At 57.1% G+C, this 15024-nt stretch carries 13 protein-coding genes; 3 read left to right on the top strand and 10 right to left on the bottom strand.

The annotated features are described in order from the left end of the window. Positions 1-83: 83 nt before the first annotated feature. Complete coding sequence (hrpA, locus tag VF694_RS07700) at positions 84-3875, bottom strand: ATP-dependent RNA helicase HrpA (protein WP_059318566.1); 3792 nt, start codon at positions 3873-3875, stop codon at positions 84-86. 72 nt (positions 3876-3947) lie between these two features. On the opposite strand from hrpA, the gene argA reads away from it, so the two are divergent. The 3 genes from argA to VF694_RS07685 all read left to right on the top strand — a co-directional run bounded on the left by argA (position 3948) and on the right by VF694_RS07685 (position 7451). Next, positions 3948-5303, top strand: a complete 1356-nt coding sequence (argA, locus tag VF694_RS07695; RefSeq protein WP_003802412.1) for an amino-acid N-acetyltransferase — start codon at positions 3948-3950, stop codon at positions 5301-5303. Positions 5304-5396: 93 nt separating this feature from the next. Beyond that, positions 5397-5669: an oxidative damage protection protein gene (locus VF694_RS07690; protein ID WP_003802413.1), complete on the top strand. Its 273-nt coding sequence runs from the start codon at positions 5397-5399 to the stop codon at positions 5667-5669. A gap of 495 nt (positions 5670-6164) precedes the next feature. After that, positions 6165-7451 (top strand): EAL domain-containing protein, encoded by a 1287-nt coding sequence (locus tag VF694_RS07685; RefSeq protein WP_440164027.1) that lies wholly within the window; start codon positions 6165-6167, stop codon positions 7449-7451. A 107-nt stretch (positions 7452-7558) separates the two neighbouring features. Here VF694_RS07685 and phoU read toward each other — a convergent pair whose 3' ends face one another. The 9 genes from phoU to VF694_RS07640 all read right to left on the bottom strand — a co-directional run bounded on the left by phoU (position 7559) and on the right by VF694_RS07640 (position 15023). Continuing rightward, on the bottom strand, positions 7559-8293 hold the full coding sequence (gene phoU / locus VF694_RS07680) for a phosphate signaling complex protein PhoU (RefSeq protein ID WP_003802415.1): 735 nt from the start codon (positions 8291-8293) through the stop codon (positions 7559-7561). Positions 8294-8380: 87 nt separating this feature from the next. Continuing rightward, a complete protein-coding gene (gene rpiA / locus VF694_RS07675) occupies positions 8381-9064 on the bottom strand; it encodes a ribose-5-phosphate isomerase RpiA (RefSeq protein WP_003802416.1) in 684 nt (227 codons plus the stop codon). A gap of 38 nt (positions 9065-9102) precedes the next feature. After that, the gene (locus VF694_RS07670) at positions 9103-9456 is read right to left on the bottom strand and encodes a Spx/MgsR family RNA polymerase-binding regulatory protein (RefSeq protein ID WP_003802417.1); all 354 of its coding nucleotides are present in this window, start codon (positions 9454-9456) and stop codon (positions 9103-9105) included. Positions 9457-9474: 18 nt separating this feature from the next. After that, complete coding sequence (locus tag VF694_RS07665; protein WP_003802418.1) at positions 9475-10281, bottom strand: ABC transporter permease subunit; 807 nt, start codon at positions 10279-10281, stop codon at positions 9475-9477. Next, a complete protein-coding gene (locus tag VF694_RS07660; protein ID WP_003802419.1) occupies positions 10278-11198 on the bottom strand; it encodes an ABC transporter permease subunit in 921 nt (306 codons plus the stop codon). Before VF694_RS07660 ends, VF694_RS07665 begins: the two co-directional genes overlap by 4 nt. Next, complete coding sequence (locus VF694_RS07655; protein WP_059318559.1) at positions 11195-12325, bottom strand: ABC transporter ATP-binding protein; 1131 nt, start codon at positions 12323-12325, stop codon at positions 11195-11197. Before VF694_RS07655 ends, VF694_RS07660 begins: the two co-directional genes overlap by 4 nt. Before the next feature lie 5 nt (positions 12326-12330). Beyond that, positions 12331-13425, bottom strand: a complete 1095-nt coding sequence (locus VF694_RS07650; RefSeq protein ID WP_407927738.1) for a polyamine ABC transporter substrate-binding protein — start codon at positions 13423-13425, stop codon at positions 12331-12333. An 89-nt stretch (positions 13426-13514) separates the two neighbouring features. Beyond that, complete coding sequence (locus VF694_RS07645) at positions 13515-14234, bottom strand: 3-deoxy-D-manno-octulosonic acid kinase (protein ID WP_003802422.1); 720 nt, start codon at positions 14232-14234, stop codon at positions 13515-13517. Positions 14235-14243: 9 nt separating this feature from the next. Then, positions 14244-15023, bottom strand: coding sequence for a sulfite exporter TauE/SafE family protein (locus VF694_RS07640; RefSeq protein WP_440164025.1), 780 nt, complete (start codon positions 15021-15023; stop codon positions 14244-14246). Between the last annotated feature and the right edge of the window lies 1 nt (position 15024).

Raw genomic sequence — 15024 nt, 5'->3', positions numbered from 1 at the left:
CTCATCGACGCAGAGAGGGGCTAGCGGCCCGGGCGTCGCCAGCCCGAAGGCGGGCCTGGTGGGAACACCGAAGCGCCAAGGGCCTAACGCTGCAGCGCAGCCCAGGCTTTCTCCAGACGCTTGACCGACACCGGCATGGGCGTGCGCAGCTCCTGGGCAAACAACGATACGCGCAGCTCCTCCAGCATCCAGCGAAAATCGCGCAGTCCGCGGTCAGAGGCCCCTTTGAGAGCGGCAACAGCACGTTGATACTTCATCAGCAAGGGCGCCATGTCCTGCATCAGACGCTGATCGCGGGCCGGGTCGGCGCGCAACTTGTCCACCCGCGTCTGGATGGCTTTCAAATAACGCGGCATATGTGCCAACTGGGCATACTCATTACTTTCCAGAAACAAGGTGGGCATCAGGACATTCAATTGCTGTTGAATGTCTTTCAATGCCTCGGGGTGTGCTTTAATCTGCGCCAGTTTTTTTTGCGCCGCACTCCACTCATTCAGGATCTGGCCCGCCAGACGCGCCACTTCCTGGGCTACCAGCCCCAGACGGCTGCGCCCCTCTTGCACACGCGCTTCAAACTCGGCCTGATTCTTGGGCCAGGGCTCCATCATGCAGGACTGTTCCAGGGCAACATCAATAATCTGATCACGTAACTGCTCCTGCGTACCCAGATTGATATAGAGCATGCTGATCCGCGTCAGGTCTGTTATGTTCTTCTCCAGAAAGCGCACCTGCTCACGCAAGGCCAAGCGGAACAAGCGTCGCAATCCCTGGCGATGATGACGCTGGGCCTGGGCCGGATCGTCAAATACGTCCAAATCGCAATGGGTCTTTTTGTCGATCAAGGCCGGGTACCCGATGAAGCTGCGTCCCTTGCGCTTGATTTCCATGAGCTCGGGTAGTTCACCAAAACTCCAGCTGTTCAGTTGCTCATGCTCCAACACCTGCGCCACCTGCTCATCACTGGCCGCCAGTTGCTGGAACGAGGCCTGGGCCTGACGTCCGTGCTCAGCTTTGAGCTGATCCAGATTCCGACCGCCCGACAACATGCGCCCATGCTCGTCGATCACCCGAAAGTTCATGAACAGGTGGGTGGCCAGCGTCTCGGGCTTGAAGTCACTGCGTTGTGGCCGCTGCTTGACCTGCTCCCACATATCCTGGGATATCGCATCCAGCAAACTCATGCCCGGATCGGATGCCTTGTCGAACCAGCGTTGGTGAAAAGCAGCCGCATATTCGGGCAGTGGCACGCAGTGACGACGGATACGTTGTGGCAAGGACTTCAACAAGGCCAACACCTTCTCTTTGAGCATGCCCGGCACCAGCCACTCGCAGCGGGCCGCATCGATCTGGTTCAAGGCGAACAAAGGCACACTGAGCGTTACTCCATCGCGCACTGAACCGGGCTCGAAGTGGTAGTCGAGCGCCATTTTCACGCCCTGCCACTGGACCGAACGCGGAAACACTTCCGTCGTAATACCGGCAGCGTCATGCTGCATCAGCTCGTCGCGGTTTAGCTCCAGGCCCTTGGCCTGTTCTTTGGTCAGGCCCTTGAACCACTTTTCCAGCGTGGCTGTCTGATACACGTCCTTGGGAATACGCTGGTCGTAAAAAGCGTAGATCAGTTCCTCGTCCACCAAAATATCAGGACGACGCGATTGATGCTCCAGGCGTTCCACTGCTTGAATCTGCTGACGGTTATGGCGCAGGAAAGGCAGGTTGGAATCTATTTCGCCCGGTACCAGGGCCTGGCGCAAAAACAGTTCGCGGGCCTGCACCGGATCAATCCGGCCAAAGTGAATGCGACGGCCACTGTAAATCAATAAGCCATATAAGGTCGCCCGCTCGTTCGCAACCACCTGGCCGGCTTTCTTCTCCCAGCGCGGATCACTCCAAGTTTTGCGCAGCAAATGGGCACCGACTTTTTCAATCCATTGCGGCTCGATCCGGGCCACACAGCGAGCAAACAGCCGTGTGGTCTCCATCAGCTCGCCCGCCAGAATCCAGCGGCCCGCTTTTTTGACCAGCTTGGAACCGGGGTGAATCACAAAGCGCAATTCACGCGTGCCTTGATAGACGCCGGTTTCTTCGCTCTTGTAGCCAATATTGCCGATCAAGCCGGTCAACAAGGCCAGATGCACCTGCTCATAGGTCGCCGGCGAGGGATTGGCGACCCAGCGCTGTTCCTGCACCAGACTGCGCAATTGGGTGTGGACATCCCGCCACTCTCGAATGCGCAGCGGCGACAGCAAGGCCTGTTTGACGCTATTGGCAAACTTGCGCTGCGAGCTTTGTTCCTGCGACAGTTCTTCCAGCCAGTTCCACAGCTTCACATAGGACAGAAACTCGGACTTGTCGTCATTGAAACGGGCGTGAGCCTGGTTGGCTGCTTCACGCTCATGAACAGGACGATCACGCGGATCTTGAACGGACATGGCCGAAGCCACAATCAGCATTTCCGTCAAACAATGATGCTCGTGTCCGGCCAGAATCATGCGGGCCACACGCGGATCCACGGGCAGTTTGGCCAGCGACCGGCCTACCTTGGTCAGGCGCTGTTGCTCGTCCAGTGCGCCCAGCTCTTGCAAAATTTGATACCCATCGGCAATCGCGCGGCCAGTGGGCGGCTCTACAAAGGGGAAGGTTTCCACATCGTCCAGATGCAGGGCCTTCATGCGCAAAATTACCGACGCCAGCGAGGAACGCAAAATCTCGGGATCGGTAAAAGGAGGACGACTGTTGAAATCCTGCTCGTCGTAGAGGCGAATACAGATACCGGGGCCAATACGGCCGCAACGCCCCGCCCGCTGACTGGCCGAGGCCTGACTGATCGCCTCGATACGCAATTGCTCGACCTTGTTGCGCCAGGAGTAGCGCTTGATGCGAGCCAGACCACTATCGACCACAAAGCGAATGCCGGGCACAGTCAGCGAGGTTTCTGCCACGTTGGTCGCCAGCACCACCCGGCGGGCATTGCCTTTGGGGCGGAAAATACGCTCCTGATCGGCCTGAGACAGACGCGCAAACAGGGGCAGGATCACGGTGTTGCTGGGTTTGTCTTTTTCCAGCGCCTCGGTGGCTTCACGGATTTCGCGCTCGCCGGGCAGGAACACCAGAATATCGCCAGTACCGTGTCGGGCGCATTCCTGCACCGCATCCACGATGCCTTGCATCAGATCCCGTTCTTCCTCGGAGGCAGAACGACGTTCCTCGGCATCGACTAAAGACGGGTCCAGAATCGGGCGATACACAATATCGACGGGATACAGGCGGCCTGATACTTCGATCACAGGCGCATTCTTGCCCTTGTGACCAAAATGCTGTGCAAAGCGCTCGGCATCAATCGTGGCCGAGGTAATGATCAGTTTCAGATCCGGACGCCGTGGCAGCAACTGCTTTAAAAAACCCAGCAGAAAGTCGATGTTCAGACTGCGTTCATGGGCCTCGTCAATAATGATGGTGTCGTAACGACTTAACAAGGGATCGCGCTGGGACTCAGCCAGCAAGATCCCATCTGTCATCAATTTGATGGCAGAACGCGGTCCAGTCTTGTCGTTAAAGCGGATCTGATACCCTACCCAGTCACCAATCTCGGATTGCAGCTCCTGGGCAATACGCTTGGCCACCGAGGTGGCGGCCAGACGACGCGGCTGGGTGTGGCCAATCATCTTGCCTTGCAGGCCGCGGCCCAGCTCCAGGCAGATTTTGGGTAACTGGGTGGTTTTACCCGAGCCGGTTTCACCACACACAATGACCACCTGATGGTCTTTGATTGCCTGGGCAATTTCGGCCCGACGGGCGCTGACGGGCAGGTCATCAGGATAAGAAATTGTTGGTAAAGAGTGTGGGTTTTCAGTCAATTCGTCGGACTCGTGCATGAAAGGTAGTTTCTGGTACAGACATCATTATAATTTTGGCTTGAAACCATTTGGACGCAAAGATCCCCCGCAATGAACACAGACATCCCCGACTCGTACAACGCCATCGACACACCTGATGAATCCCAAGCACAATTTGTGCGCTGGTTCAGAGAGGTGGCGCCTTATGTGCACGACTTTCGTGGCAAGACGTTCGTGGTGGCCTTTGGGGGCGAGCTCATCAATGATGGACTGCTCTACACCCTGATTCCGGACTTGTCGCTGCTGTCGGCCCTGGGCATCAAGCTGGTACTGGTGCACGGCTCACGCCCCCAGGTCAATGAACAGCTACGCCTGAAAGGCGAGACCACCCAGTTTGGACGAGGAACGGAACCGACCAGCGCCGTCGCTCTGGAGTGTGCCAAAGAAGCTGCGGGTGAAATTCGCCTGGATATTGAAGCTGCTTTCAGCCAGGGTTTGCCCAACACCCCCATGTCCCATGCCCAGATCCGCATTATTTCGGGCAACTTTGTAACCGCACGTCCTGTCGGTGTGATTGACGGCCTGGATTTCAAGCATTCGGGTGCGGTGCGCAAACTTGATGTGGACGCCATGCGCGTCATCCTGAATCAAGGAGCGCTTATTCTACTCTCCCCACTGGGTTTTTCCCCAACCGGCGAGGCCTTCACCCTGGACATGGAAGATCTGGCTACCAGCACAGCTATTGCGCTGCGTGCGGAAAAACTGATTTTCCTGACACCCGAGCATATTGGTCATTCCAACAATCTGGATATTGATTCGGAACTGGCCCGCGCCGATGCCGATGCCCTGCTGGCGTCAGGCAAACTTGACCAGGACTGCTCCACGTTCCTGCGTTATGCCTCCCAGGCCGTCAAACGCGGCATTGCCCGTGCGCATCTGGTGCCCTACAAGCAAGACGGCAGCATCTTGCTGGAGATCTTCACCCACGACGGGGTGGGAACCATGGTGGTGGAAGACACGCTGGACGATTTGCGCCCGGCCAATCTGGACGATGTGGGCGCGATTGTGCAGTTGATCGAACCCCTGGAAATTGACGGCACCCTGGTGCCTCGGGGCCGTTCGGTCATTGAGCGTGAAGTGGAACGCTTCACCGTTCTGGAGCATGACGGCATTATCTATGGCTGTGTCGCCCTGATTCCCTACGAAGAAGAACGCATGGCCGAGATGGCCTGCCTGATCGTCCACCCGGAATGGCAGGGCTCGGGCGAAGGCGAAATCCTCTTGCGTCACACCGAGGCCAAGGCTCGTGCAGCGGGCTTCAAGCGCCTGTTTGTGCTCACTACCCGCACCTCTCACTGGTTTATCAAACGGGGGTTTGTCCAAGGCGGTGTGTCGGATCTGCCCAAAGGCAAGCAATCGCATTACAACCGTTCGCGCAACAGCATGGTTTTCATCAAGAAGCTATAAGCTGGCGTGCTGAGCGACTCCAGGCCGGTTTGACGGCCTCCATGCCCTCAGTACAATACGCGCATTCAAGCATTTGATTAAAAAGGAATACGTATGGCACGCATGATTCACTGTGTGAAGCTCAAGCAGGAAGCCGAGGGCCTGGAGTTCCCCCCTTATCCGGGCGAGTTGGGCACCAAAATCTGGCGCTCGATCTCCAAACAGGCCTGGGCCAACTGGATGGAAGTGCAAACCCGGCTGGTCAATGAAAACCGCCTGAATCTGGCTGACGCCCGTGCCCGCAGCTACCTGAAAGAGCAGATGGAACAATATCTGTTTGAAGACAAGGACGTGGAAGCCGACGGCTTTACCGCCCCCCAGGCCTAAACGTACCAGCAGGCCACACACCCGCCCCCGGAGCATGTTCATCGTGCTCCGGGGGTTATTTATTGCTCTCCACTCACCGCCCTCCCTCTTTGCGCACGCCTCCGCCCAGCACTTCCCCCCCGAGAGGAACGTAAATAAATGAAACCCTCCGCCACAATTACGTTTCAGACTGGTCAAAAATCAAAATAAAAAAGCATTTTTAAAAGCTACTCAGAGCCCCAAGGCACAAAATCACGGCTGGCCTTGATACACGCTCAGGGAGTCCAAGCCAGGTAGCGGACGCAGTACAAACACAGGAATAACGGGCTAAGGAACACCCTGTCCAGAGCCGCCCCCTACCTTGGTCCACTTCTACGCCAAGCCATAACCGGTTTGCCGACCCTCAAGCCAAACAGGCCCCTCACGTGTTCATGTCTGCGCAGTCAAGCACGCGCCAAACGCCGAGCCACTGAACCGCACAGCCGCTTACTGCTTTACCCACAGGAAAAGAAGTTCATGTGCCGCCTAGACTTACCCGAGATTGCCCCCTACTCCACCCACTTGCGTTTATGGCTGGTCAATCTCAGTTATCTGCAGGCCTTGTATGGTTCTGAGTTTCATCGCTTTGTGCTGGATACGGTGCAGCAGCGACTACTGGACTGCGGTCTGAACGCTGGAGAGGTGCTTATCCAGGGAGACTATGTTCTGATCACCTTGCACCGCCTGAGCAGTCAGGCGCGCTTTCAACGTGCCCACCCCAATGCCCTGGCCCAGTTGCTGGGCGCTGCTCTGGAATGCGACCCCATCAGCCAGGGCGACAAGCGCATTTATCTGCATACTCAAGTGGCCTATCACTACGACAGTCGCCAGTACGATACGGACCTGCTCCATCCACCGGTTCCTAACCCCAGCTCTCACCATCACCCCGCCACACTGGCTGTCTGGCACAAGGTCTGGGCCAGAACCTATCGGGACGATATGAACCTGGCGGTCCGGATGCTGGACGACCTGCAAGACGGCTTGTTAGCGTTGGCCTTTCAACCCATTTATCACCTGGACGCAAAACATCAGGGTGCCGCCTTCTATGAGGAAGCCCTGATTCGTCACTCGCGCGGCGCGGACTATTCCTTACCCGACGCAATAGCTGCCATGGAGCGGCTGGGGCTGATTTCACGCCTGGATCGCAGCGTGCTCGGAAGTGTGGTGGGGCTGCTCAATGCCGACCGTGCCCTGTGCCTGGGGGCCAACCTGTCTGCCGGCTCTTTGCAGGATGATTTATGGTGGCAGGATTTCTTCAGCTACCTGGACAGCCGGCCGGATGTCGCTCAACGCCTTATTCTGGAGATAACAGAGACAGGCTCCATTGCCCACAAACCCACAGCCTTGCGTCTTATCGCCCAACTGCAAAACCTGGGGGCGCGCATTGCTCTGGACGATACCGGCTCAGGCAACAGCACCCTGGCCTTTCTGGTACAGACCCACGCGGATATTGTGAAAATTGATCGCTCGATTTTGCTTCGAGCACGACGCCCCGGCCAACCCACGCACTTGCTGCGCAATTTGGTCAATGTCTGCGCCGACTACAGCGCCTATGTCATCATTGAGGGCGTGGAGAATGAGGCGGATCTGGACCTTGTGCGCCATTCCGGTGCACAGGGGGCACAAGGCTACCTGCTGGCACGTCCTACCCTGACCCCTACCTGGTGGGAGCACCCCTCATTCATTACCGTGCAAGACGCGGTACTCGTTCGAACCCGGTTCTACCCAGGCTGCGCACCATTGGGCCATCGCCTGGGCTTTTAACCTACCGTCCTGGCACGGCAGTCAGATGCCGCCCTACGTGCTGAAAGCAATCAAGCCTTGCATGGATGCATGCAAGGCTTGAAACACACAGGCCCACCAAATCAGAATCAGACTTTGTCTTCAGATTCCGGCTCTGGCAACGGCTCACCACGCGCTGTTCGTTCGGTGTTTTTCACACCCGTGTGACGCACATCATCGCCGCGAACCATGTAGATCACCCGTTCCGCCATGTTCTTGGCGTGATCGCCAATGCGCTCCAGCGCACGGGCAATAAAGATCAGGTCGATGGAGTGCGAGATCGTGCGCGGGTCCTCGATCATGTAGGTAATGATGTGGCGCAACGAACCTTTCCACTCACGATCCACTTCCTTGTCACTGCGCACAATCTGTGCCGCATGCACCGCATCCTGACGCGCAAAGGCATCGAGGACATCGTTGATCATGCCAGCGACCGAGGCGCTCATGTGGCGCAGCTCCACAACGGGCTCGTAGCCTGCCGTGCCTTCGTGCAGACGGCGCGCCATCTTGGCGATGCGCTCGGCTTCGTCCCCGCAGCGTTCCATATCGGTCAGCATCTTGGAGATGGACAGCAACATGCGCAGGTCAATGGCAGTTGGCTGATTGCGGGCAATCAGGTTGGTGATGCGCTCGTCAATCTCCACCTCGAGGCGATTGATTTCTTTCTCACGCTCGCGAACCTGATCGACCAGCGACATATCCCCTGTCTGCAAGGCTTCGGTCGCACTCCGGACCATCGATTCAACGATGCCGCCCATCTGCAAAAACAGTGAACGGGTAGCCTCCAGATCGGAGTGAAACTGCTTATTGGTATGTTCGTTCATAGTGGCCTTCTGTAACAGCAAAATGGCTCGCGCCAGCGCTTAATCCATTCATAGATTAAGCACCGATTATGACAGAGACATTAAAATTCAGAAACCGTCAGCCAAGAGCGTACGCACCCCTTGCTGACCGGCAATCAAGGCCACGCTGGCAGGCGCAATCGCGAACAGGCCGCAACACACCACCCCAGGCATATTATTGATGCGTGCCTCCAAGGCTGCCGGGTCCTCAATGGACAGACCGGACACGTCCAGAATCAGGCCACCGTTATCGGTGACAAAGCCCGCACGCTCGACAGGAGTGCCACCCAGGGCACGCAGCTGACGGGCAACAGCGTTTTTAGCCATGGGGATGACTTCCACCGGCAAGGGAAACGCGCCCAGGCGCTCCACCAGCTTGCTCTCGTCCACGATGCACAGGAACTTGTCCGACACCGAAGCCACGATTTTTTCGCGGGTCAAGGCGCCGCCGCCTCCCTTGGTCATGTTCAGCGCCGCATCGATTTCGTCTGCACCATCCACATACCAGTCCATGCGTTCGATGGTGTTGAGGTCTTGCACCGCAATACCCAGGCTTTGCAGACGAGCCGTCGAGCGCTCCGAGCTGGACGCTGCGGCTTTGAAGGCATGCTTGTGGATCGCCAACGCATCAATAAACAAATCGACCGTGGAACCGGTACCCACACCCAAGATGGAATCAGGCGTCAGGAAAGGAAGGACGTATTCAACTGCGGCCTGCGCCACCTGTTGTTTGAGTTCGGACTGTGTGTACATGGCAGATATAAAAATCGGGGGGCTGGGCCCCCCATGGTTTATTTAAGAAAACGAGCGGCAAACTTGCCTTCATTGAAACCCACGCTGACCTCACCGTCAGGTGTAATCAGCAAGGGGCGGCGTACCAAGGCGGGAAACTCGGCAATCAAAGCCAGCCATTGGGCATCGTCCTGCGGCTCTTTGCGTTGCGCAGGCAGATTGCGCCAGGTCATGGAAGCCCGGTTGACCAGCTTGGGCCAGCCACCCAGCTCGTGCGCCCATTGCTGCAAACGAGCCGCTTCCAAAGGATGCTCGCGGTAATCCACAAAACTGAGCGACAGGCCGTTTTGCTCAAACCAGGCGATGGCCTTTTGGCAGGTACTGCAATTTTTCAAACCGTACATGGTGAACATGGCAGAACTCCTTATCAATCAAGCGCGGCGCTCGCGGCGTGCCTGCAGGCGATTGGCGAACACGACAAAAATACCAATGACCAAAATCAGCAACGTTGCCAGGGCGTTAATCTCGGGCTTGAGGCCCAGACGTACGCGCGAAAACACCTCCACAGGCAAGGTAGTAAAGCCCGGGCCAGACAGGAAAGAGGCAATCACCACATCGTCGAGCGACAGGGTAAAGGCCAGCAACCAGGCGGCCATCAAGGCCGGCACAATCGAGGGCAGAACAACCTGGAAAAATGCTTTCAAGGGCGTGGCGCCCAAGTCCAGCGCCGCCTCTTCCTGCGAGCGATCCAGCTCACGCATACGCGACTGCAAAATCACCGTGGCATACGCGGTACACAGCACCACGTGCCCGATCCAGATGGTGAAGATACCGTTTTGCTCCGGCCAGCCAAACAAAGCGTTCAGCTCCACAAACATCAGCAGCAGGGATATGCCCAGCACCACCTCCGGAATGACCAGCGGAGCACTGACAAGGCCAATGTACAGGGCAAAGCCCTTAAAACGCCCCATGCGCGCGAGCACATAGGCAGCCCAGGTACCCAGAATCGTGGCCATGCTCGCTGTCAGTACCGCAATCAGAAAAGACAGCTTGGCAGCACTGAGCAAAGCCCTGTCCTGAAACAGGGACTCGTACCAGCGAAAAGAAAAACCCGACCAGGAGGTCATGATGGCCGAATCATTAAATGAAAAGACGATCAGGAACAGAATCGGAATGTAGAGAAAGCCAAAGCCCAATGTCAGGACCAGGGCACGCAACCAGGGATTGGGTTTGGTCATCGACGGCCTCCCCGCTGTGCTTCCATTTGTCGCATCTGGCTGTACTGGAACAGGATCAAGGGAATGATGAGCAGCAAGACCATCACGCAGGTTACCGCCGCAGCCATCGGCCAATCGGCATTATTGAAAAACTCCGTCCACATGACCCGGCCCATCATCAAGGTATCGGCACCCCCCAGCATTTCCGGAATCACGTATTCGCCAACCGCCGGGATAAACACCAGCATGGCACCGGCCACCACACCCGACATGGACATGGGCAAGGTGACGTTCCAGAAAGCCGACCAGGGTCGGGCACCCAAGTCGTAGGCCGCCTCAAGCAGGCGCATATCCAGTTTGACCAGATTGGCATACAAGGGCAGGATAAAAAACGGCAGATACGCGTAGATCAGACCGATATACACCGCCAGATCGGTACGGTAGATTTCCAAGGGAGCATCAATCAGCCCCAGTCCCATCAATGCCTGATTAAGCAAACCATCACCACGCAAAATGCCCACCCAGGCATACACGCGCAAGAGCATGGATGTCCAGAAGGGCAAAATCACAGCCAGCAACAGCAGGCTGCGAACGGCCGGCGACGAGCGGGCGATATAGTAGGCCACCGGATAGCCGATCAGCACACAGAAGATCGTGGTAACCGCAGCCATCTTCAGGGAGCTGAAATAGGTAGCCAGATACAGATTGTCGCTGAACAGCAAAATATACCCGCGCAGGTTCAGCACGAAGGAAATGCTTTCATCGGCAATCTGGGCCAACGGTGTGTAAGGCGGCACCCCAAAATCAAGATCGGCAAAGCTGATCTTGAGCACGAGTAAAAAGGGCACCAGCAGAAACAGGATCATCCACAAAAACGTGGGCGCCACCACCAGCGTACGACTGGTGGGCAGCAGTTTGCGCCAGGACAGATTTTTCATGTGCTCAGCACCGCTACGCTGTCATCAGACCAAGACACGTAGACCTCTTCGTCCACGCCAGGTGCGTCGGGTTGAGCCAAAGTGCCACTGGGCATTTGCGCTTCGATCAGCATGCCGGCATCCAGACGGATCTGGTAGCGGGTGTAGCTGCCCATCCAGGACACGTGGGTCACGATGCCGTGGCCCCAGTTGGTATCTTCGGAGGGCAGCTCGCGGCTGACCTTGATCTGCTCAGGGCGGATGGACACGTACACGTCCATGCCCAGCGGCTCGCTGATCCCGTGGCTAACGTACAGCGGACGGCTTAACTCCTCGCACTCGATATGCACATGATCGGGCTCGTCCACCGTCACCACACCGGTAAACAGATTGGTGGAACCGATAAAGCCCGCCACAAAGCGCGAGTTCGGAAAGGAATACACATCGTACGGCGTACCCGACTGGATGATCTGGCCATCCGACATGACTGCCAGACGACTGGCCATGGTCATGGCCTCTTCCTGATCGTGGGTCACCATAATGCAGGTCACGCCCACGCGTTCCAGGATTTTGACCAGTTCAATCTGCGTCTTCTGACGAATCTGCTTGTCCAGGGCGGACATGGGTTCGTCCAGCAAAAGCAGCTTGGGACGCTTGACCAGGCTACGCGCCAGAGCGACACGCTGTTGCTGCCCGCCTGACAACTGGTTGGGTTTGCGGCGTGAAAAGCCAGCCATCTGCACCAGATCCAGCGCCTCAAAGACACGCTCATGGATTTCGTTGCGGGGCACGCCTTCCTGCTTCAGGCCAAAGGCCACATTGGCCTCGACCGACATATGCGGGAACAGCGCATAGGACTGGAACATCATATTGACCGGCCGCCGGTAGGGCGGCAGGTCGGTAATGTCCTCATTATCCAGATAAATCCGACCGGAAGTCGGCTCCTCGAATCCAGCCAGCATACGCAACAAGGTCGACTTGCCACTGCCCGAACTGCCCAGCAGGGCAAAAATCTCGTGACGGGCCACGTCCAGACTCACGGACTGGACAGCCACGGTGTCGCCAAAAATCTTGACGACTTCGTCCACACGCACGAAAGCGTCCTCGCCATCCATCCAGGGCGAGGTTCCGGTACGGATATCTTGCATGATGCCTAACGTCCAGACTTGAGTTCAGCCCACAGGCGCGTTTGCAAACGCTGCACCTTCAATGGCTGCGGTTTGATTACGAACAAAGTCTTGGAGACTTCGGGCGATGGGTAAATCATGGGGTTGTCGGCCACTTCCTTGACCACGAACTCGCGCGCATCTTTATTGGCGTTCGGGTAGAACATGGTGTTGGTAATGGCGGCGTGTACTTCCGGCGTTTCAATGTAGTTGATAAAGGCATGCGCCTCTTTCACATTGGTCGCGCTCTTGGGAATGGCCATGGTGTCAAACCAGACCGGCGCCCCGCCTTTGGGTATGTAGTAGTCAATGGCGTAGGGTTTGTTGGCCTGACGCGCACGGTCGGCAGAGATCATGACATCGCCGGAAAAACCGTAGACCATGCACAAATCGCCCGCGGCCAGCTCATCGATATAACCCGAAGAGCTGAACTGACGCACGTATGGACGAATCTGTTTGAGCAGATCCAGAGCCTCACGATAATCGGCCTCGTTGCTGCTGTTGGGGTCTTTGCCGATGTAGTGCAGGACGGCCGGAAAAACCTGCGCGGCTTCATCCAGAATGGAAATGCCACAGCCTTTCAGTTTTTCGGCATTTTCAGGCTTGAACAGCATGTCCCAGTTCCCCAGGTCGACTTGCTCGCCCATGATTTCCTTGACCTTGGTAACGTTGTAGCCCAGGCCATTGGTGCCGTAACCCCAGGGAATCAGATACTCATTTCCCGGGTCCACATCCGAGAGCAGGGCCATGATGTCCGGGTCCAGGTGAGACCAGTTGGGGATCTGACTTTTATCCAGCTTCTGGAACAAACCACCTTCGATCTGACGGGCTGCGTAATGGGTGGACGGGACCACGACGTCATAGCCCGACTTACCCGTCAACAGCTTGGCCTGCAAGGTGTCGTTATTGTCATAAACGTCATACCGCACGGTAATCCCAGTGGCTTTCTGAAAGCCGGACAAGGTGTCGGGAGCTGTATATTCAGCCCAGTTATAAACGTTAACAACCTGATTCTGCGCCTGTGCAACAGGCATGATGGCGGCAGCGGCCAGCAGGCCAGCGAGCACCTGTGGTGTGTTCATCCCAAAAGACATCGCGAGTCCCCTTCCTATCGAAAGCGAAAAACCCAAAAGGCGAGATGATAAAGCTTTTTTAAAGCCCGTAGTCGTAATTAACGCTGCGTTTCGTGACGGTAAGCTGAAAACATCTGCTGCCACCACCTGTCGCCCTGCGACCCACACACTTTGAGCAAGGATCGCCTGAGACGTTGCACATTGCCCAGCGCCTGGGCGGGGCTGACAGGCCCCTGTCGTGCTCGGTCAAAATCGATCAGCCAGACTTTGTCATTCGCATCCAGCAAAATATTGTAGGCGTTAAGGTCAGCGTGCCAAACCTCGAATTGATGCATGCGGACAATCTCGTGCGCCACCGCTTCGGGGCGGGCTCGGTCCAGGCACATACTCAAAGGCTGCACATCGGGCACCCGCTGGCTTATCAAGGCCGCACGGTAGCAAAAACCGTGTTGCCACCATGCCCCGGCCAGCACTTTGGGAACGGCCAAACCCTTGTTGTGCAAATAAGACATCACCTGAAATTCTCGCCAACTGCGAGTGCGCGAGGCCCCTTGCCACAGGTAGGCCGATTCATTGAAGCGGGCCACCAGACCACCACGGCGATAGTGACGCAGCACAGCCTGGCCAAAGGGCCCGTTCACAAACCAGGCGGCCTGTCGGCCACCCTGGCCCACTTTGCTGGCCTGATCACCGTAGGAGGCGGCCTCGAACCAGCGCTGTAAGGCCTGGGGTTCCAGATCCAGCTGCTTGGCCAGCTCCGGTGCCAGCAGGGCACCGCCCCCCGGCAAAGAATAGACAATTTCGGATTGGGCGCTCACAACGGCTCCTCAGGCTCGGACCAGCAACAAGGCCATGATCAGTACCAACATGCAGGCAAAAATAAACTTCAGGCGGTTCTCGGGCAGCCGGTGGGCCAGCCGTACACCGAAAGGTACCAGCATCAAACTGCCCACCGCCAGGGGAATACCGACCTGCCAGGCGGCCTGACCATGAAATGCGTAGGTTGCCAATGCAACCAGGGTGCCCGGAATAATCATGGACAGCGCCAACCCTTGTGCGCCGGTCTGGCTGTAGCCCATGCGGCTGGTCAGAAACGGCACCACCAGGACTGCGCCCCCCACCCCGAATACCCCCCCCGCCAAACCGGCCATCATGCCAACGGCGACATACCAGGCTTGACCAAAAGATTGCGGGTCTGGCAGCGGTGTCCCAGTGCGACGGCGCCGCCGCGAAAAGCCCAAACTCTGATCAAAATAATACAAGGCGATCGCCATCACAAATAACGAGTAGATACGGCGCAGCAAGATGGCATCCATGCCCAGCGCCAGACGTGCGCCCAGCCAGGTAAAGAGCATGGAAGACATGGCCCCCAAGGCGGCCCGGCGAAAATCGATATGATTGTGACGATGGTACTGACGCACGGTCATGAGCACGGCGGGCACCACCATAATCAGCGCCGTACCTTGAGCTGTTTGCTGGTCCATGCCCAACACCAGGCCAAGCAAGGGGATAGCCAGCAAACCGCCTCCAATGCCCAGGACACCACCGGTGTAGCCAATAAGCGCGCCTCCCAGCAAGCAGGCCAGGATCAATTCAAGGCTTATCATG

The organism is Alcaligenes sp. Lyrl_28, from assembly GCF_051948705.1.
Taxonomy (GTDB): Bacteria; Pseudomonadota; Gammaproteobacteria; order Burkholderiales; family Burkholderiaceae_B; genus Alcaligenes; species Alcaligenes ammonioxydans.
The sequence above is the reverse complement of the archived record's forward strand: the minus strand, read 5'-3'. Positions and strand labels throughout refer to the sequence as shown.

What these genes read in the sequence shown, in the direction of transcription:
- hrpA (WP_059318566.1), bottom strand. Translation starts at nt 3,875, where the DNA reads ATGCACGAGTCCGACGAATTGACTGAAAACCCACACTCTTTACCAACA.
- argA (WP_003802412.1), top strand. Translation starts at nt 3,948, where the DNA reads ATGAACACAGACATCCCCGACTCGTACAACGCCATCGACACACCTGAT.
- VF694_RS07690 (WP_003802413.1), top strand. Translation starts at nt 5,397, where the DNA reads ATGGCACGCATGATTCACTGTGTGAAGCTCAAGCAGGAAGCCGAGGGC.
- VF694_RS07685 (WP_440164027.1), top strand. Translation starts at nt 6,165, where the DNA reads ATGTGCCGCCTAGACTTACCCGAGATTGCCCCCTACTCCACCCACTTG.
- phoU (WP_003802415.1), bottom strand. Translation starts at nt 8,293, where the DNA reads ATGAACGAACATACCAATAAGCAGTTTCACTCCGATCTGGAGGCTACC.
- rpiA (WP_003802416.1), bottom strand. Translation starts at nt 9,064, where the DNA reads ATGTACACACAGTCCGAACTCAAACAACAGGTGGCGCAGGCCGCAGTT.
- VF694_RS07670 (WP_003802417.1), bottom strand. Translation starts at nt 9,456, where the DNA reads ATGTTCACCATGTACGGTTTGAAAAATTGCAGTACCTGCCAAAAGGCC.
- VF694_RS07665 (WP_003802418.1), bottom strand. Translation starts at nt 10,281, where the DNA reads ATGACCAAACCCAATCCCTGGTTGCGTGCCCTGGTCCTGACATTGGGC.
- VF694_RS07660 (WP_003802419.1), bottom strand. Translation starts at nt 11,198, where the DNA reads ATGAAAAATCTGTCCTGGCGCAAACTGCTGCCCACCAGTCGTACGCTG.
- VF694_RS07655 (WP_059318559.1), bottom strand. Translation starts at nt 12,325, where the DNA reads ATGCAAGATATCCGTACCGGAACCTCGCCCTGGATGGATGGCGAGGAC.
- VF694_RS07650 (WP_407927738.1), bottom strand. Translation starts at nt 13,425, where the DNA reads ATGAACACACCACAGGTGCTCGCTGGCCTGCTGGCCGCTGCCGCCATC.
- VF694_RS07640 (WP_440164025.1), bottom strand. Translation starts at nt 15,023, where the DNA reads ATGATAAGCCTTGAATTGATCCTGGCCTGCTTGCTGGGAGGCGCGCTT.